The sequence below is a fragment of the Anabaena sp. UHCC 0399 genome, from assembly GCF_034931465.1.
Classification (GTDB): Bacteria; Cyanobacteriota; Cyanobacteriia; order Cyanobacteriales; family Nostocaceae; genus Trichormus; species Trichormus minutissimus.
On sequence record NZ_JAYGGZ010000023.1, the window covers coordinates 12,247 to 30,416 of the forward strand.

Genomic DNA, 18,170 nt, shown 5'->3' on the forward strand with positions numbered 1-18,170 from the left:
ACATCACTTATCTTTTTACAGATGGATAAAATTAGAATTCTATTTCTGTCATCTGATCCCAGCGATGCTGGTCGTTTACGTTTAGGACAAGAGTTACGAGAGATACGTGAGAAACTACAACTCTCGAAGCAAAGAGATACGTTCCAACTGGATGCTCGCGAAGCCGTGCGTCCAGGAGATATAACTCAAGCAATTTTTGATGTCGAGCCGCAGATTGTTCACTTTTCAGGGCATGGAATGAGTACAGGTGAACTATGCTTTGAAAATATTACAGGAACTGTTCAACCTGTTGCTCCTTCAGCACTTAGCAGTTTGTTCAAGCTAGTATCAACACAGGTTCAATGTGTAGTTTTGAATGCTTGTCACTCAGAGAGCCAAGCAAAAGCTATTGCCGATTATATTCCCTACGTGATTGGCATGAATCAACCTATTGGAGATATTGCTGCAATAGCATTTTCAGTTGGCTTCTATAAAGCATTAGGAGCTAATCGTACTTTTGAAGACGGTTATAAGTTTGCTTGTTTAGAAATTCAGTTAGAAGGCATTCCTGAACACCTAACTCCAGTTCTCTATTCTAAAGAATTAGAATTTAGCAAAGCTAATAATGTGTTATCTTCTGAAATAAAAGAAAGATTCGAGTATACAGCTATTACTATAAAGCAAGACAGAAAACTGTTCATTGAATTGCTAAAAAGGTTCCCTCCAAATGGACGAGGTGCAATATTTTTGAAAGAACATGATGTAGGAAACACTATTCATAATAAAGATTTAGAAAGTATTGATAATTTTATTGATAGTTGGGCAGATATAATGCACGAGTTTTTAAATCCTGAAATTGAGGAGAAAAGAAAAAATTTTATGAGTATTTTAAGCGATTTTCAATCTGAATTAAACGTGAACATTTGGTCAATTGCAGGAGGACATTTATTTTCTATGCATCTTGATGAATTGGCAGTGCCAAAGCATCGCCTTGAGGCAAGAGATAGACTTAATAAGATGGGTACACAAGCTTTTAAATTTTACGAAGATTTGCTGCGCTGTTGCAGAATAATGCTTGGTGCTGTTGATGATGAATAATACTAGCATTTTTAATATTTTTATTAAGCACCGTTATATGGTAATGCGTTAGGCTAAAACCATAACACACCTTAGTGGCGTGATACTTAACTCCTGGATGTATCTAAGTTTTTTCCTACAATATTTCTCAAGTTCCAAACTCAGTAAATTGGCGTATATAGGGTTCATGAAACGCCAAAATAATATCTTGTTTAGGTACTCCCATTTCTACTAATCGATTGGCAATTCCTTCTTCAGTACCATCATGCTGAATCCAAATTTTCCCATCTTTAATATCAAGATGTAAAATACAGCCAAAATCGCGTTTATTTCCCCGCCAGCCGACATAAAGTAATTGATAGTGGTCTTGTTGTTCGTCGAAAATTGTCTGTACTTCATACTCTTCGGCGTTTCGTTGCCTTGCGGCTCGTTTTTGCCGTTCGGAAAGAAGATGTCGAATATATTGCCGATATTGTTCTACAGCCATTGACGAATCACCTCTTCTTGTACATCGTAAATCATCAATCGCAATTGATATTTGACAACTGCTGAGGCAATAAATCTCCGTTGAAAAAAACTTTCATAAACTGGGACGCGCACCGCTAAATAAAGTAGGCGTTCGGGTTCAATCTTATCTAACGCATCCCGATAGTTTAAAAACTGTCCCAAGGCAGTATGAAATTCTGAAACATTTGATGGACTGATAAAACTTTTAATCTCTACTGCGATTTTTTTGCCTTCTTGCTCTGCGGCTAACAGTTGCTCTGCAGCTAAATCAATCTCAAAATCTACATCATCCACATTAATTTCATAAGGATCAGCCGTAATCTTCCAGCCTTCTTTTTCTAAGGCATTTCTGACGATATGATGAAATCTATCTTTTGCCATAGTATTTCACTATCCTCAAGATTAGGCTGGTTAAAGGTAGGTAATACACAATATTTACTATTCGCCAGTCCCCTGACTTAGTTTAATCACGCTGCCAACCATGTAAAATCGGCATTGTAAATAAACCCCAAGCCAAACCTGTAATTAATCCAAAGGGTGTAACTAAATAATTATTAAAATCCCATAGACCAAAAATTTGCGCTGCTAATTCCACAGGATACGCCATCATTAACACGCTAGCTAACGCCGCACCATTCCAGCCGTACTGACTGAGCCAATAAACACCTTTACCACCAGTCACAGCATACAGCAAGCGAGTAATCAGCAATCCTGTGACAGTACCATAACAGCGCATACACACAGCCATAATAAATGGGGGTGCTAAATCTAAGCCCATCTCTGGTTGCGGACATACATGATTACCCATGAAATAAATGATGTCCGCAATACCCCCAAGTAACCAGACTCCAGACGCAGCTAGAAAAGGAGCGATGGGAGGGCCAAAAACCATCCCCGCTAGCATGAAGTCAGCAATGAAGCTAACCCAGTTAATCTGCAACTCTTTTGTTAAAGCTACTCTTACCATTTCCTTTGGGTGCGCCTTATGTAGTCCTGAGTGCTGAGTGAGTAAAAAGTATTCAGCACTTATGTAATAGCTACAAGCACCACCTATGAGTCGGTGGTCTTTTAACTCAGCACTCACTACTGGGAACTCAGCACTCTTAATTAACCTACCTTAGAAATGTAGGGGCTTGTCAACTTATCTAACTGTTGGATTAACAGACTCAGGAATAATCCCACGTCTGTAACTACTCCGACGGATTCTATTGAACCGCGATCGCTCAATTTTGTCACAACAGCCGGGTTAATATCTACACAGACCATTTTCACGCCGGCGGGTGTCATATTCCCTACCCCAATGGAATGGAGCATTGATGACAGCATTAAAATCATCTCCGCACCTTCCAATTGTTTGGCGTATTCCTCCTGTGCTTTGATTAAGTCCATTTGGGTATCAGGTAAGGGGCCATCATCCCGAATTGAACCAGCAAGGACGAAAGGTACTTGATTGTGGACGCACTCATACATCACGCCATTACGAATTATCCCAGCTTCTACAGCCTTGGCAATGCTGCCATAACGACGAATGATATTAATTACCTTGAGGTGATGGCGGTGTCCACCACGAACGGCGACACCACGCTTCATATCCATACCCAAGGATGTACCCATCATATTTTGCTCCATGTCGTGGACTGCGATCGCATTTCCACCCAGCAGAGCCTGCACATATCCTTCCCGAATTAGCTGTGATAGATGTTCACCACCGCCTGTATGAATGACCACAGGGCCAGCCGTGACGACTACTTTACCACCAGCATCACGGATTTTTCGCAGTTCCCAAGCGACTTGTTCCACGACCAATTCCACACGCCGTTCACTGGAAACACCAGACGACATAAAGCTAAATTCTTGGGAGTTGCGTTGTTCCCGCGATTCGGTTTTGCGGATGGTGCGGATACCTTGCACATCAACTACCACTCGTTCACCTACTTCGAGGTCACGGAGTATTTTACACCGTGCTAGTAGACCATTGGGACTTTGAGTAATTGCGATCGCGCCGTCCATGCGCTGATTTTCTACCTTCACCCACTGCCCATCAATTCTGACTTCGGTAGGATAAATTGTACTTACGTAGAAATCATCAGGTGCAACACCATCTTGAATTACAGGCTCAAGCTTGATATCTCGTTCGTCTTGTGGTAAGTCTACCGCCCCTAAATCAATCAATAGGGAGATGATTTCTTCCATCACCTCGTGAGAAGGTGCGGAAACCTTTACCTCAGCTGCGGAGGTACTTTGCCGTTGTTCTCCCAAGTTGAAGTTCAGAACCTGGAAACTACCGCCAGTATCGACAATCAAATCCAAGGCGCGGTTAATTAAGCCAGAGTCAAGCAAATGACCCTCTAAACGAATAATCCGGCTTTCGACTGATACATTGGCGTGAACTTCAGCCTGTACAGGTTCTGTAACGCGTAGGGTGAGACATTTCGCTGCACCACCTGCTTTGAGAAATTCCTTGAGTGGTGTTTCCAGCACTTGGAAACCAACATCTCCTAGACGGGACTTTAAGCCCTCGCTGGCTTTGTTCATAATCACGATGCTTTCTACATTCACTGCATTACAAGCAAAGTTGACAGCATCGGCTTCAGCTATGGCGATGCGCTTTTCGGCTGCAACGCGCATTTCAATTAAGCGGTTGGAGTAGGAATCAAACGCGCCGGGATAATACAGCAAATAGCCGTTAGCTAAAGGACAAAAACAAGTATCTAAATGATAGAAACGCTCATCAGTTAAACGCAGGGATAAGACTTCAATATCCAACCATTTGGCGAGATAAGGATGAGAATCTAATTCTGAACGGAAACCGTAACCAGCCCACAACCAACGCCCTTCTCTATCTAGGAGTGCATCGCCTGCACCTTCAAAGGGTAGGTCTTTAGGTAATTCATAAACTGTATAACCATTACCTTCAAACCATTGTTTAAAGTATGGTTCTTCTCCCTGACGCTCTTTGTGTAAAAAGCGACTAAGAACGACGTTCTTACCCAACACTAAACCAGCGTTGGCAGTAAAAACCATATCTGGCCAACCTTTTTCGGGTATCACCAAATCGACAATTGCGTGTTCTTTCAGGATTTGGTGTAACCCTTGCCACTGTTCCACAGCGCGATCGCGTGATGATTTGTGAATATTTCCTTCCATCCAAGGATTAATCACATAGTCCACATCGTAGTGGTCAGGAGCGCACATCAAAAAACGAATCCGGGAAGTCATAAAAATATTACAAATACTACAAACTTAGTTCAGACAAAAGTATTTTCTTTTCCAGCAATGTATAATCCTTGACTTAGTATCTATCTCTAGATCATCGCCGGATTTACAAAAGTTTCGCTCTGATTCCATTACTGGAAAAGCCAAAGTAATGGTAACAAACCTATAGGTTATTGAAAGAGTGAGGACTTAGTAGTATAACTCTGAGGCTGCAATATCGTGCTATTTTAGGCTCATTTAGTTTTAATAATTTAAATTAAAAATGACTGAGTTCACCGTCTGTGTAGAGGATAGTCCTGATCCCCAAGATATTCGGGCTGTAATTAGCAAAATCCTAGAATATAACAACAATAGTCAACACAATGAAGACATTGCTTATCCCCTCAGCGTTTTCATTCGGGATGCTCAAGGTGAAATTGTTGGCGGTTTAGTTGGGAAAACACACTGGGGATGGTTGTTTGTTTCTCACCTGTGGGTAGCTGAGACGCTAAGAGGTCAAGGCTATGGACAGCAACTTTTACTGAAGGCTGAAGTAGCAGCTAAACAACGGGGTTGTAGTCGTGCTTACCTCGATACATTTAGCTTTCAAGCCTTGGGTTTTTATGAACGTTTGGGCTATCAAATTTTTGGTGTCCTGAAAGATTATCCTCCAGGATATGAGCGATATTTTTTAGAAAAACAAATTTAAAAGTTAGGGATGGTAGAAGAAATTATGCACAAGCTTGTGTTTTTGCCTGGATGATGCCTTTTAAGATACGTTTTAAAGGAGATTTCTTCATTAACTTCATCGCTTGTTTAGCATCTAGCCAGCGTCGATATCTTGTACTAGCTTCTGGATAATGACTACTAACTATTTCAACTGGCAATAAATACATCTTCACACAGTAAATTTTGCCTCGTTTGCGATATTTATAAGTACCTAATTTATTAGCTTCTACCTGCCCAATTACGCCTGCTTCTTCCCAAGCTTCTTTAGCGGCTGAAGCAGGCGGAGTCATGCCGTTGACAATCCCACCTTTGGGCATGACCCAACGCTGGCGATCGCGTGTTGTAATCAGCAAGACTTCCACTCTACCATTTTTGACTCGATAAGGGATTACTCCGGACTGTTTCAGCACTTTGTTGACTTTTCGGCTCATAGGAATTATCTCCCTGTATTGCTGTTTTTGTGTACGATTTTGACTCCAAAATACGGAGAGTGGATATCAGATGAATTTTAGTGAAGATATATTTAACTTTATTCAATACCACAAATAGATGTAAATTTTCCGAATAAAAGTATGCAAAAATTCAGCCCACATGAAAAATTTAAAATAATCTCTGGGGACTTGACGACAAAAGCAAAATAAATAAAAGCTAGGTTGAGACCTATGCCAAACAGAGAATTACTGGAGATTATGGTGATTAAAGCCTTGAATTTAGGATAATTTAACAGAAAGTTTCGCTGTTCAGGGACTTATCAAACTACTACTCAAAGACAGATAGTAACTAGCGATCGCCCATAAAAAAGTAATAAAAATAACTTTTACCCAATCTCCAGTAGCCAATTCCTAGACAGGCTTTTGATCTAAACGAGTTGCTTGCTCTAATGCTGCTTTTTCTCTAGCTCTATGGGCGTAGGCTTGTAATTGAGCGCGATCGCAACCGGTAAGGATACTCAAATTTTCTAGACTGATCCCACGCATCAACATTTCTACGCGCCAGGTATGTTGTGCTTGGGCGATTTCTGGTGGTTTTCCTTGGGGAGTTAACAATCCTTGAGTCCATGTTTGCCAATATTGCAACACCTCCGATTCTGCAATGAGTTTACCTGTTGCATCCAGAAACATCGCAGCCTGGCTATCTTTACGACTTTTCAGCCATTTAATTAACGGATTGTTGGTATAAGAGCCATAGCGTTTTCCTAAAATCCACTGATTGACAGGTACTTGTCGAACATACCCAGGGGTGGTAATTTGCAGTAAGTGACTTTGAGGATCATAAATTTGGTGATTGCGCTGCAAATCGACTATTTCTTGGGGGGATAAACCAGTCGCAAATAATAAATAAGCGATCGCATAATCTTGGACGCCCGACCTTTTGGCTTGTCTGAGAATTTCGTGAACTAAAACAGCAGGTAAATCAGCTATTTCTTGGGTGTTATAGGTTGTTAGTAAGCTGCTGGTAACTGATGACATAGCACCACGCAGAAATAACTCTACTAAATTCTCTAGAAAATCATCCCGACTTTCCCACAGTTCATGAAATTCACTGGTAAATTCAATCACCGCATATCCCAAAATCATGCCATTGAGCAAGCTAGCTAGTTTTTCTGCTGGCAGATAGGTGTTTAAATCTCCCTGTTGAATTACAGTAACTAAGTATTGAGCTACATAGCGGTTAGCCTCTGTTAATCCTCTTCCCAAAGCGCGACGATTTTCAGCCGGAAATTGGTCAGCTTCTCCCACCACAGACCGAACTAATTCTGGCATTCTTTCTAAAGCCTGCAAAGTGTCACTTGCATAATCTTTCAAGGCTTGGTAAACATCACCTGGAGGAGTAGCTCGGCTGATTAGAGATTCACCTAAATGTGTAAAAGCTGCCGATTCTTCCAGTACAGCTAACAATAATCCATGTTTATTCCCAAAATTACGGAATAAGGTGACTTCGTTAACTGCTGCTTTTTCCGCAATTTGGCGCGTTGTCGTGGCACTGACCCCTTGAGCCGTAAACAACTCTAGAGCTGCCTGAATCAAACGTTGACGTGTAGACAAAGATTGAGATTTCATAAAGAAAATGCAAGTGGTACTTGCATTAAAACCAGAGATTTGTTAGCATACCAAATGTAAGTGATACTTGCTCTAGTCTACTGTAACGAAATGAATGCCAAGTGGGTAAATTCCTTGTTGGCTATGAATGCACCAGATCCAAGAGCAAATTGCTACAGAAATAGTTAATAGGAATTTTTATGACCGCAAAAAATCTGGCGTTCGCCTCTGAGAGAGAAAATTCATTGCGTCTCAGATGGATAAATGTGGCATTTTTTGGCACAATTCATGCCTTAGCGTTTTTAGCCCCTTGGTTTTTCTCTTGGTCAGCACTGGGTTTGCTGTTATTTCTGCACTGGCTATTTGGCAGCATTGGCATATGTTTGGGATATCACCGATTACTCAGCCATAAGAGTTTTCAAGTACCCAAATGGTTAGAATATGCGATCGCCATCATCGGTGCTTTGGCTCTCCAAGGAGGGCCAATTTTTTGGATTGGAGGACATCGCCAGCATCACGCCCACACCGAAGATATCAGCTTAGATCCATACTCTGCCAAGCGGGGCTTTTGGTGGAGTCATATGTTGTGGATTTTATATCCCCGCTCCGAGTTTTTTGATTATGAAATCTACAAAAAATACGCCCCTGATTTAGCAAGACAACCTTTCTATCGCTGGTTAGATCGCTATTTTCTCCTCTTGCAAATTCCTATGGGATTATTGCTGTACGCTTTGGGCGGATGGCCTTTTGTCATCTACGGTATGTTTCTCAGAGCCGTATTACTTTGGCACTCCACCTGGTTCGTCAACTCTGCAACCCATATGTGGGGTTATCGCACCTTTGATGCTGATGATAATGCGCGTAATCTCTGGTGGGTTTCTATCGTTACCTACGGCGAAGGCTGGCACAACAACCATCACACCTACCCCCATGTCGCAAAAGCCGGTTTCAAGTGGTGGGAGATTGATGTTACTTGGTGGAGCATTAAACTTTTACAAACTCTAGGTTTAGCGAAAAAAGTCATATTACCCCCATCGTTAAGTAGGGAGTAGGCTTTCGCCGTGAGACGTTCGGCGATCGCATCGCGTCCCGTAGGGAAGCTCAGTCGAGCCGTGTCAGCCGAACGGTAGTGGGGATTGGGGAGTGTGGTAGACAAAGGAGGGAAACTTTTTCCTTAATGCCCAATGCCCAATGCCCAATTACAAATTACAAACCAGTCTTTCATGTTTGAGCAACCAACGCTTTCGTTCTATTCCCCCCGCGTATCCAGTGAGTAGATTGTTTACACCAATTACCCGATGACAGGGAATAACAATTGCAACTGGATTTAAAGAATTAGCCAAGCCGACAGCACGATAAGCAGTCGGCTTATTGATTTTTGCTGCTAGTTCACCATAAGAAATAGTCGTTCCCCAAGGAATAGTTCGCAGGGTAAGCCATACTTGCTGTTGAAAAGTCGTTCCGCCAGTGTTGACTGGAATGTTATTTAAGCTGGTATGTAGGCTTTGCCCATCGTAAACATCGCCCTGCAAATAAGATTCAATTTTGCTACTAAATCCTTGTGGATTCTTCGCTTCCTGGAGATAAAATTTACCATAACGCTTCTGAAGCAGTTTTAACATTCTTTGCTCATAATCAGCAAAATCAAGAGCGCAAAGTTTTTCCCCATCAGAGACAATGAGAATTGTCCCTATTTCTGAATTAATTTTGTCAACAAGTAATTCCACAATATCAGCTTGATGTAAAAAATATTAGTATAAATATCAATTATAAATTGAAGTATCTGTTCAATTAACAGTATTCTATGATTAAGATGATGGGCTAGTAGATTGCTGACTTAGATATTCATGTATCAGTCGAAAAACTTTTGGCGTGAGTGAGAACAAATATAGAGAGGCGTTTTTCTACTTCAATAAACGTAAATCTAGTTGGTAATGCTATGAAATATACTGGTGAAGACCAATGGCTTTATTTACTGAATCAACAGCCGAAACCAGTATGAGTGAGCATATTCATCGACTGATTGAGCATATTCATCAAGAGTTACTGCCTGAATTGCAAGTCGAAAGCGTCAATCCCCACGATCCTGTAGAAGTTCGCTATCTCCCCCATTCTTGGCAATTGATTGGTAGAGGTAACTATGCGGCTGTGGTTTGTCACGCTGAATACCAAGAAGTGGTAGTCAAGATTTACGCACCTGGAAGACCAGGATTTGCAGAAGAGGTGGAAGTATATCGTCGTCTCGGTTCTCACCCAGCATTTTCGGAATGTCTATATGCAAAAGACGGCTGTTTAATCCTGAAGCGATTATATGGGGTGACTTTATACGATTGCATCCCACGGGGTTTGCGTATCCCCAAACAGGTGATAAAAGATATAGATAAGGCTTTAGATTATGCGCGTCAGCGAGGACTTTACCCCCACGATGTTCACGGACGCAATGTGATGATGTATGAAGGTAGAGGTTTAGTAGTAGATATTTCCGATTTTCTACATGAGGATAAATGTTCTAAATGGGATAATCTCAAGAGAGCCTATTACTGGTTATATCGTCCCATCCTTTCACCTCTGCGGCTGAGGATTCCTTACTTTATACTTGATGGTGTCCGCAAAACTTATCGTTTCTTTACTTTATTAAAAAATAGAAAACAGAAAACAGTTCCTCTACTTCCTTAAATACTTGTAGTTAAGGAGATTGCTACACTGAGAGCAAACAGTTTGTAGCGGCAAAAATCATGACTGTTGCCAAACCCTCATTGCTAACACTGGATGAGTTTCTCAATCTTCCAGAAACAAAACCCGCTAGTGAATATATTGATGGTGAAATTATTCAAAAGCCAATGCCTAAAACTCGGCACTCACGACTTCAAGCTAAGTTGATTACGGGAGTGAATGAAGTTGCGGAAGCAAGCCAGATTGCCTATGCTTTCCCAGAATTGCGTTGTACTTTTGGAGGTCGTTCAATTGTGCCTGATGTGGCACTTCTGCGTTGGGAACACATTTATTTTGATGACAATGGAGAACCTGTAGATGATATGTTGGTTGCTCCCGATTGGACTATTGAAATTCTTTCACCAGACCAGAGTTCTAACAGGGTGACTGGCAACATCTTGCATTGTCTGAAATATGGTTGTCAACTTGGATGGCTAATTGATCCAAGCGATCGCTCAATTCTGGTATTTCAGCCACAACAACAACCAGAACTACTGCGTGGTACAGACGATTTATTAGTTTTACCTGAACTTGAATTGAAATTAAAAGTGAGTCAAGTCTTTGCTTGGCTAAAGATGGGAAGTTAGTAATGAGTGCTGAGTGCTGAGTTATGAGTAGTGAGTTATGAGTAGTGAGTTATGAGTGCTGTTAGCGGTAGCGCGGCGTTGAGCAGCGTGGTGAGTGAAAATCCCCACTCCCTATTTTCAAGCTAGGTCTACTCATTGCTCAGGACTCAGGACTCAGGACTCAATACTAAACTATGTCAGCAAAATGTTAATTTGGGAAACTGTGACCTAAATCTCAGGGGATTTTAACCAATGCCATACTTGAGTGATGCGAGTGCAATTCGTGCCATAGTTGCAGACTATACTCAAGCTACTACTCTGTGGATAGATACCGAAGTAGCAGAATATAAAAGCCGTAATCCTAGACTGTCGCTGATTCAAGTCTTAGATGATCCTCACGATATGAGTGGCGATCGCGTTTACCTTTTAGATGTCCTGAATCAACCTGATGTAGTAGCTGACTTTATTGAGCAAATCATGCTCAACCCAGTTATAGAAAAAGTATTTCACAATGCTAGTTATGATTTAAAATTTCTAGGCAATAAACAAGCTAAAAATATCACTTGCACTTTGGAATTAGCCAAAACGATTCCCTACTATATTTTACCATTACCTAATTATCAATTAAAAACATTAGCTACAGAATTATGTAATTTTAACTATATTGACAAACAAGCACAAAGTAGTAATTGGGGAATCAGACCTCTCAGTGAAGAACAAATAGAATATGCTTATCTAGACTGTATTTATCTTGCTCAAATACACCAAGGTTTGCTAGAATTACAATTAGCAAGTAACCCAGATCCCATCTCAGAAGATTTAACAGTTATCGGTAAGCGTTTTAATCAAATTGAAGAACAATGGCAACTGTTAAACTCTGAATATGAGCATCTGAAAGAGAGACTAAAAAATGCTATGCAAGCTCAAAATGTAGCGGAAACTGCTGTTTATAAACTCACCAGTTACGAGCGCAAAGTTGTGAAAGTGCAGTTTACAGAACTTGCTAGATTAGTACAGAATCAAGAAATTAGTTTAGATTTTCCGGTTACTCTAACTCAGAAGCTGCAAAAAGATTTAGGGGATAATCTAGAAAATTTATCTGTAGATATCGAAAGCAGTAAATCTGTAAGGCTGACTCCCAAAAAGGCAGAAAATGATGAAGAAGATAATTGAAAATCGTAATTCATCATACTCTTTGCTACACAACGCTACTACGAACGAAAAGGCTAACGCCAACGTAATTCGTAAATTTTATCAGCGATTCTAATAAAAGTATAATAAGCAACAAAGAAATTTATTTTTTTAAATTCCCGGTTCATATAACAGATTACTGTTAATTAAACCTAGATGAGAGGAGGTAAGCACGTCTATTGGCTGGGTACATCTCAAAATAATTAGCATCGATGTTTAGTGATCTAATTCACGATCATTTGATACTAATTGAAATCAGTTGTGATGCCGATTGAGAGCAACTTATGAAACTGCGGTTATTGGAGCAAAGGCGGGTGAAGTTAACTAGAATATCAACTATAGGTCTGTTGACCGCACTGAGCGCAATTACCATTGTTTCTTGTAGTAACAACAAAGATGTTTTAGTGACAGAAATAGGGGTGAATACTCCTACCCGTCGGGCAGCTAAAAACTCTCAAGCTGGGCTAGCTTTCATTGAAGGGCAAAAACAACACGCCCAAGGTAATTTGCAAGCGGCGATCGCTGCCTATAATAAAGCTCTGAGCCTAGATTCTGGATATAGCGCGGCTTTTAGGGGACGGGGTTTAGCCTACTTTGATTTAGGAGATAAGCAAAAAGCGATCGCTGATTACAACGAAGCCATTCGCCTTTCTCCTAACGATGCCGAAGCCTTCAATAGTCGGGGAAATGCCCGCGCCTCTTTAGGTGATCAAGCCGGCGCAATCTCCGACTACAACGAAGCCATTCGCCTTTCTCCCAACTACTCCGAAGCCTATAACAATCGCGGTAACGCTCTTTCTGTGCAGGGAGACAAAAGCGGTTCTATAGAAGACTTTAACCAAGCTATTCGCCTGAATCCCAGATATGCGATCGCCTACAATAACCGAGGCAATTCCCGTGCTGCCCAAGGTGACACACAAGGGGCAATCAGCGACTATAACCAAGCCATTCGCATCAATCCCAACTTTGGCCCTGCCTACAACAATCGCGGTAATGCCCGTGCTGCCCAAGGTGACAAACCAGCAGCTTTACAAGACTTGCAAAAAGCCGCAGAAATCTTTCAAAAACAAAACAATAATGATTTATATCAGCAAGTCATGAACAACATTAACGAATTAGGGCAATAGGAGTGGTGAGTGCTGAGTGCTGAGTGCTGTTAGCGGTAGCGCGGCGTTTAGCCGGTTGTGAGAGGAAATATAAAATTTTTCTTAAGTTTTAAGTGGCAAATATCCCAAAAAGTGATTTTTAGGCTGTTAAATTGAGATTTTGGAAAATTTATGCCGTCCTTACTCGCTTTTTCTGACTGGGTTTCAGAAAATCACTATACCAGTGAGGGGTGACAACTATCTTGGCAATTTTGTAATTATTATTAGAAATAGCTAGCAAAAATCCGTAGCAGAAGATACATAACACCTGTTTTAAATGCTTTAGTATCTCTCTCTTGGGTGGAATTCTGCCTCCAATTAAAAAATAAGCGTTAACAATTTTTGGCTTTATTTTCCGGTTGTTTAACCAACCACTGGAAAATGTAAGTAGGTTAAGAAAATTCTAAATAATCACAAATACACAGCCATTTGTGTATAGATGTCTGTGTTAGTTTGCTTAGTGAAAATATTACTAAAATCATCAGATTTTAGTTCAACCTAAACATTTTGGAAGTGTAAAAATTGGTTTCACACTTTTTTAGTAAAAAGCACTGTTGTCATAACTTATAGTCCCATTAATACAAGGAAAATTATTTTATAAACTGTCGTGTCAAGGAAGCGGATGAATAACAATTTTATAGCACTTTTTGCTAAAAACATCGAATAATTGCGTTTTTCAGAGGCTGTTGACATACTCTAATCCCCAATTAGTAATAACAACATCACTTTTTGGCAACAGCAACTTTTCGCTTAATCAAACCAAGAGTTTACACACCAATCTGAAATTAAACCATGAATCCCTCTTCGTCTTTAAGAGTTCAGGGAGGGCTGAATCAATATGCTAATAATCAGCCATCTTCCACTCCAGTCACGCCTATCCTCAAACTTTTGAGGTTAGTTGCAGGGGATACGAATCTGGTTTCAGAGTTTAGCCAAGCTTGGATGGTGCGTGAGTTTCAACTAGGTGATGAGTTGGCTAGCTATGGGTTAGATAGGGAAGTTGTAGATAGTAATAATATTGTTTCTTTAGTTTGTCAAGGTCGAGTCCGTTTGTTGGGTTTTAATCAAAAGTTAGCAAGAGAAGTTTCGACTCAAGTAGTAGTAGATGGACAAACTTTTGGTGCAGACCATTTATTCTGTCATCACAGTTTACCCTATCGAGCGATCGCAGCTAGTCCCGGTAGTGTAATCCAAATCTCTGCTGCTGAACTAGAACAATGGTTAGAACGTCTACCCCAGCTAGAAAATTACTTACAGCAATTAACTAGTGAGCGACAAGCACTAATTTTCTTTAAAAGTTACAGCCAGTTGCATTCTCTCACTAGTGCCAAACTGCGAGAACTAGCACCTTTATTTATCACTAAGCATATCCCCGCAGGTACATCGTTATTAGAAGCTACTCCCCCAGAAACTGGTAGATTTTGGCTAGCGCGTGGTCAAGTCCAGTCTATATCTGTCGGGAGTCTACCGCCAGCAATGGGAGATAGTTGGGGATATCCTGAACTCACACCCCCAGATGGGAATGCTCAAACAGATTTGCTGGTTTACCACTTATCTATAGAAAACTGGGATGCGGCTAAAGTTTTAGCACCGAATTTGTGGACTAATAGCCATAAACCAGTAGCAGCAAAACCAGAAGTTAAGGCTAGCGAGAGTAAAACCAAACTCCTCCTACCGCAATTAACTAATGTGACACCACGCGATTCTCATACCCATCATCCCCCCGCAGAGATAGTCGCAGCCGATACAGAATCTATTGACTTTCCCCAAGGAGATGTGCAACGCAGGTTTTGGTTTTCTTATCCTTTCATTCAGCAGCAAAGTTTATCTGATTGTGGGGCTGCTTGTTTGGCAATGATTAGCCAATACTGGGGTAAGCGTTTGGGTTTTCCGACTCTGCGGAAATTAGCACAGGTGGATAGATTAGGCGCAACTCTGGAGGGTTTAGCCGCCGCCTCCCAAACCTTGGGTTATGATGTGCTACCAGTCCGGGCAAGTTTGAATAAATTAGAATGGCAAACTAATCCGTGGATTGCCCACTGGCAAGGGATTCACTATGTAGTAGTGTGGCAAATTAAAGGCGATCGCATTTTAATTTCTGACCCAGCTTTAGGTAGACGATGGCTAAAACGTGCCAAATTTATAGCTAATTGGACAGGCTACGCATTATTACTAAATCCTACTGATATTTTTTATGCTCTCAAAAGCGAGAAAGTATCTCTCGGTCGCTATGGACAAGTATTGTGGCATTACCGCAAGTTACTCAAGCAAATAATTCTAGCTTCCTTATTAGTCCAGGTGTTTGGGCTAGCTGCGCCCCTTTGTACCCAAGTTGTTCTTGACCAATTAATCCCAGCCAAGAATTTAGATACCTTAAACGTGTTTGCCATTGGCTACCTTTGTTTAGGTATCTGGCGTAACGTCTTAACCGTCCAGCACCAATACTTATTGGATTATTTAGCCAGCAGAATTGACCTCAACTTGATTGGTAGTTTTATTCACTACACCTTGCAATTACCGTTGCAGTTTTTTGCTTCCCGCCCAGTGGAAGATATTGTCAGCCGTGTCCAAGAAAACCATAAGATTCAACAATTTATTACCCGGCGAGCAATTGGTGCAACTATAGATGCCTTCATGGTGCTGACTTACCTGGGGCTAATGATTTACTACAATTGGCAACTGACACTGTTGGTATTGAGTTGGATTTTAGCGATCGCATTTTTAACTTTAGGTGTCAGTCCCTATATTAAGCAAGCATCGAGAGAAGTCTGGCAAGAATCAGCCGGACAACAGACGGCAATTGTAGACATGATCAGTGGTATTACCACCATCAAAACTGCCACGGCGGAACGTGGACTGCAAAAGTATTGGGAAGAACGCTTCCTGAAAATGTTAAAAGCGCGGTTACGGGGACAAAAATTAGCTAATCGGTTGCAGCTTACCCGCAACTTAATTAACCACATCAGCAGTACGTTGATTCTCTGGTTTGGGGTGACTTTGGTGATTGGTCAGCAAATATCTTTAGGTCAGTTTGTCGCCTTTAATTTGCTGATTAGCAATATCACCAACCCCGTTGTCGCCTTAGTGGGACTATGGGATGAATTTCAGCAAGTGCTAATTGCCGCAGAACGACTCAACGATGTCTTTGCTGCTAATTCAGAAGAAAACCCCCAAACCACTGTATTGGTAATGCCTCCCATTCGTGGTGAAGTGCGCTTAGAAAATGTCTCCTTTCGTTATCATGCCCAACAAGAGCGCAAAATTTTGCAAAATATCTCTTTTGAAGCAAAACCTGGGCAAATTATCGGCATTATTGGTCATAGCGGCTCAGGTAAAAGCACTCTAGCCCATTTAATAGCGGGCTTGTATGCTCCTAGTGCTGGCAGGATGATGATTGATGGGCATGATACGGCTGCGATGTCTCCCCAATCGTTGCGGAGTCAGTTGGGGCTAGTATCACAAGAGTTGTTTTTATTTTCGGGGACTATTTTAGACAACATCACTCTACACGATACAGAGTTTAGCCGAGAACAGGCTGTGATTGCTGCCAAGTTGGCTAATGCCCATGAGTTTATCCAAGCCTTACCCCTCGGTTATGACACCGAAGTTGGGGAGAGAGGATTGGGGCTTTCTGGGGGACAGAGACAAAAAATTGCGATCGCTCGCACCTTAATTAGAAACCCCAAGATTTTAATTTTCGATGAAGCCACTATCGGCTTAGATACCGACTCGGAAACAGACCTCCAACACAACTTAGCCCTCATTACTCAACAACGCACAACCTTCATCATCTCTCACCGTGTTTCCACTGTGCGCCATGCCGACTACATTCTAGTTTTAGACAGAGGCATGATTGTTGAACAAGGTACACACCAAGAATTACTCACAGTAGCAGGTATTTATCAGCAGTTAGCGATGAAGTAGGGGCAAATCAATTCAAAATTCAAAATTATGCCCTCGAACGAAGTGAAGGGTCAAAATTCAAAATTAATTAACTCCTGGGGACTGGGGATTGGGGAAAAGAAAGCAGGGGGAGCAGGGGGAGAAAAATACAATGCCTACCTACTAACTACTCATTACTCACTACTCAGCACTGGCTAAACGCCGCGCTACCGCTAACAGCACTCAGCACTCACCACTCACCACTCACCACTTAACTCGCACTCAACATATTTGCGAAAAGTTTTTTGGATAAACTGAACAATATTCTTACAGAAATATCTAATCACATTGATTATCAGAAAGTATTAAACTTTATTTTTGTTGCAACAGGTCACTATTAACCCAAATATATAGCAATCCTAGATTATTCATGGGAGCTAAGAACCAAGGTTTATTGTAAGACCGGGGTTCTTAAGTATGGCAATTCTTACCCATTAAATAGCAGTCCCATAGCATAAAGCTTTGTTTTTAACAAATGATTGCTTACTGGATGTTTAGCAATCTTTCAGACATTCATTTGCTAACCTCTCTGAATACATCATTGCTGTAATCTTCATCAATTAAGCTCTTTATGTCCAAACTATACCTACACATAATAGAGCAATGTGTAAACAGGGTTTCACCCCCCACCCAAAAAAAAGTTTACTTAGCTTTTATTCAGTAGTAATTCTGATTTTTAATTATTGCCTATAACGTTATTTAGTGGTAAATTTTCTTAGTGGGTTTAAAGTCTCAAATGCACAGTAGGCGAGGGGTGTAACCCCTCATTACCTAGTTAAAAAGGGTCAATATGAAAAACAGTACAGCAAAACAATCGACATTGAAAATATTCCGTAAATTTAATGATTAAGATCCCAGATTCATGGATGACATCCATGAAAAAAGATAGTATAAATACGAATAGCACCCTTGATATAGTTGGTATGGATAAATAATTTAATCTGCTCCATACTAAAAAACACTGAATACTAAGGATAATTTTATTTCTTCAAGAAATAAATATTATACAATTAATCTGTCAGGGTAAAAATCTTGAGAATGTGAACAGTTACAAAAAACTGTATCTACCAGAAACGAAATTAAGACTT

15 protein-coding genes are annotated in these 18,170 nt (G+C 40.9%); 8 read left to right on the forward strand and 7 right to left on the reverse strand.

Features of this window, described 5'->3' with window-relative positions:
• The first annotated feature begins 21 nt into the window (after nucleotides 1-21).
• Complete coding sequence (locus tag VB693_RS14000) at nucleotides 22-1,077, forward strand: CHAT domain-containing protein (protein WP_323266803.1); 1,056 nt, start codon at nucleotides 22-24, stop codon at nucleotides 1,075-1,077.
• A 127-nt stretch (nucleotides 1,078-1,204) separates the two neighbouring features.
• Here the strand turns inward: VB693_RS14000 and VB693_RS14005 are convergent, their stop codons facing one another.
• From VB693_RS14005 to VB693_RS14020, 4 genes are all read right to left on the reverse strand, one after another.
• Nucleotides 1,205-1,543 carry a XisI protein gene (locus VB693_RS14005; RefSeq protein WP_323266804.1) on the reverse strand — a complete coding sequence of 113 codons (339 nt, stop codon included), beginning with the start codon at nucleotides 1,541-1,543 and terminating at the stop codon, nucleotides 1,205-1,207.
• Nucleotides 1,534-1,944 (reverse strand): XisH family protein, encoded by a 411-nt coding sequence (locus tag VB693_RS14010; protein WP_323266805.1) that lies wholly within the window; start codon nucleotides 1,942-1,944, stop codon nucleotides 1,534-1,536. Before VB693_RS14010 ends, VB693_RS14005 begins: the two co-directional genes overlap by 10 nt.
• Before the next feature lie 82 nt (nucleotides 1,945-2,026).
• Entirely contained in the window at nucleotides 2,027-2,530 is a 504-nt protein-coding gene (locus tag VB693_RS14015; RefSeq protein ID WP_323266848.1) for a DUF2085 domain-containing protein, read from the reverse strand.
• A gap of 140 nt (nucleotides 2,531-2,670) precedes the next feature.
• Nucleotides 2,671-4,782, reverse strand: a complete 2,112-nt coding sequence (locus tag VB693_RS14020) for a TIGR00300 family protein (RefSeq protein ID WP_323266806.1) — start codon at nucleotides 4,780-4,782, stop codon at nucleotides 2,671-2,673.
• A gap of 259 nt (nucleotides 4,783-5,041) precedes the next feature.
• On the opposite strand from VB693_RS14020, the gene VB693_RS14025 reads away from it, so the two are divergent.
• Nucleotides 5,042-5,467, forward strand: a complete 426-nt coding sequence (locus VB693_RS14025; protein WP_323266807.1) for a GNAT family N-acetyltransferase — start codon at nucleotides 5,042-5,044, stop codon at nucleotides 5,465-5,467.
• A gap of 22 nt (nucleotides 5,468-5,489) precedes the next feature.
• Here the strand turns inward: VB693_RS14025 and VB693_RS14030 are convergent, their stop codons facing one another.
• Nucleotides 5,490-5,918: an NUDIX hydrolase gene (locus VB693_RS14030; RefSeq protein WP_323266808.1), complete on the reverse strand. Its 429-nt coding sequence runs from the start codon at nucleotides 5,916-5,918 to the stop codon at nucleotides 5,490-5,492.
• Between the two features lie 411 nt (nucleotides 5,919-6,329).
• Nucleotides 6,330-7,547, reverse strand: coding sequence for a TetR/AcrR family transcriptional regulator (locus tag VB693_RS14035; protein ID WP_323266809.1), 1,218 nt, complete (start codon nucleotides 7,545-7,547; stop codon nucleotides 6,330-6,332).
• Nucleotides 7,548-7,726: 179 nt separating this feature from the next.
• On the opposite strand from VB693_RS14035, the gene VB693_RS14040 reads away from it, so the two are divergent.
• Nucleotides 7,727-8,578 carry an acyl-CoA desaturase gene (locus tag VB693_RS14040; RefSeq protein ID WP_323266810.1) on the forward strand — a complete coding sequence of 284 codons (852 nt, stop codon included), beginning with the start codon at nucleotides 7,727-7,729 and terminating at the stop codon, nucleotides 8,576-8,578.
• A gap of 147 nt (nucleotides 8,579-8,725) precedes the next feature.
• Here the strand turns inward: VB693_RS14040 and VB693_RS14045 are convergent, their stop codons facing one another.
• Nucleotides 8,726-9,253, reverse strand: coding sequence for a methylated-DNA--[protein]-cysteine S-methyltransferase (locus VB693_RS14045; RefSeq protein ID WP_323266811.1), 528 nt, complete (start codon nucleotides 9,251-9,253; stop codon nucleotides 8,726-8,728).
• A gap of 271 nt (nucleotides 9,254-9,524) precedes the next feature.
• Between VB693_RS14045 and VB693_RS14050 the strand changes: the two genes are divergently transcribed.
• The 5 genes from VB693_RS14050 to VB693_RS14070 all read left to right on the forward strand — a co-directional run bounded on the left by VB693_RS14050 (nucleotide 9,525) and on the right by VB693_RS14070 (nucleotide 17,064).
• Nucleotides 9,525-10,202 (forward strand): serine/threonine protein kinase, encoded by a 678-nt coding sequence (locus VB693_RS14050; RefSeq protein WP_414579070.1) that lies wholly within the window; start codon nucleotides 9,525-9,527, stop codon nucleotides 10,200-10,202.
• Nucleotides 10,203-10,261: 59 nt separating this feature from the next.
• Complete coding sequence (locus VB693_RS14055; RefSeq protein WP_323266813.1) at nucleotides 10,262-10,825, forward strand: Uma2 family endonuclease; 564 nt, start codon at nucleotides 10,262-10,264, stop codon at nucleotides 10,823-10,825.
• 231 nt (nucleotides 10,826-11,056) lie between these two features.
• Nucleotides 11,057-11,977 carry a ribonuclease D gene (locus VB693_RS14060; protein ID WP_323266814.1) on the forward strand — a complete coding sequence of 307 codons (921 nt, stop codon included), beginning with the start codon at nucleotides 11,057-11,059 and terminating at the stop codon, nucleotides 11,975-11,977.
• A gap of 302 nt (nucleotides 11,978-12,279) precedes the next feature.
• The gene (locus VB693_RS14065) at nucleotides 12,280-13,122 is read left to right on the forward strand and encodes a tetratricopeptide repeat protein (RefSeq protein ID WP_323266815.1); all 843 of its coding nucleotides are present in this window, start codon (nucleotides 12,280-12,282) and stop codon (nucleotides 13,120-13,122) included.
• An 810-nt stretch (nucleotides 13,123-13,932) separates the two neighbouring features.
• Entirely contained in the window at nucleotides 13,933-17,064 is a 3,132-nt protein-coding gene (locus VB693_RS14070) for an ABC transporter transmembrane domain-containing protein (protein WP_323266816.1), read from the forward strand.
• The last annotated feature ends 1,106 nt before the right edge of the window (nucleotides 17,065-18,170 follow it).

Excerpts from the sequence above, each read along its gene's own strand:
- VB693_RS14000 (WP_323266803.1), top strand. The coding sequence starts at position 22 with ATGGATAAAATTAGAATTCTATTTCTGTCATCTGATCCCAGCGATGCT.
- VB693_RS14005 (WP_323266804.1), bottom strand. The coding sequence starts at position 1,543 with ATGGCTGTAGAACAATATCGGCAATATATTCGACATCTTCTTTCCGAA.
- VB693_RS14010 (WP_323266805.1), bottom strand. The coding sequence starts at position 1,944 with ATGGCAAAAGATAGATTTCATCATATCGTCAGAAATGCCTTAGAAAAA.
- VB693_RS14015 (WP_323266848.1), bottom strand. The coding sequence starts at position 2,530 with ATGGTAAGAGTAGCTTTAACAAAAGAGTTGCAGATTAACTGGGTTAGC.
- VB693_RS14020 (WP_323266806.1), bottom strand. The coding sequence starts at position 4,782 with ATGACTTCCCGGATTCGTTTTTTGATGTGCGCTCCTGACCACTACGAT.
- VB693_RS14025 (WP_323266807.1), top strand. The coding sequence starts at position 5,042 with ATGACTGAGTTCACCGTCTGTGTAGAGGATAGTCCTGATCCCCAAGAT.
- VB693_RS14030 (WP_323266808.1), bottom strand. The coding sequence starts at position 5,918 with ATGAGCCGAAAAGTCAACAAAGTGCTGAAACAGTCCGGAGTAATCCCT.
- VB693_RS14035 (WP_323266809.1), bottom strand. The coding sequence starts at position 7,547 with ATGAAATCTCAATCTTTGTCTACACGTCAACGTTTGATTCAGGCAGCT.
- VB693_RS14040 (WP_323266810.1), top strand. The coding sequence starts at position 7,727 with ATGACCGCAAAAAATCTGGCGTTCGCCTCTGAGAGAGAAAATTCATTG.
- VB693_RS14050 (WP_414579070.1), top strand. The coding sequence starts at position 9,525 with ATGAGTGAGCATATTCATCGACTGATTGAGCATATTCATCAAGAGTTA.
- VB693_RS14055 (WP_323266813.1), top strand. The coding sequence starts at position 10,262 with ATGACTGTTGCCAAACCCTCATTGCTAACACTGGATGAGTTTCTCAAT.
- VB693_RS14060 (WP_323266814.1), top strand. The coding sequence starts at position 11,057 with ATGCCATACTTGAGTGATGCGAGTGCAATTCGTGCCATAGTTGCAGAC.
- VB693_RS14065 (WP_323266815.1), top strand. The coding sequence starts at position 12,280 with ATGAAACTGCGGTTATTGGAGCAAAGGCGGGTGAAGTTAACTAGAATA.
- VB693_RS14070 (WP_323266816.1), top strand. The coding sequence starts at position 13,933 with ATGAATCCCTCTTCGTCTTTAAGAGTTCAGGGAGGGCTGAATCAATAT.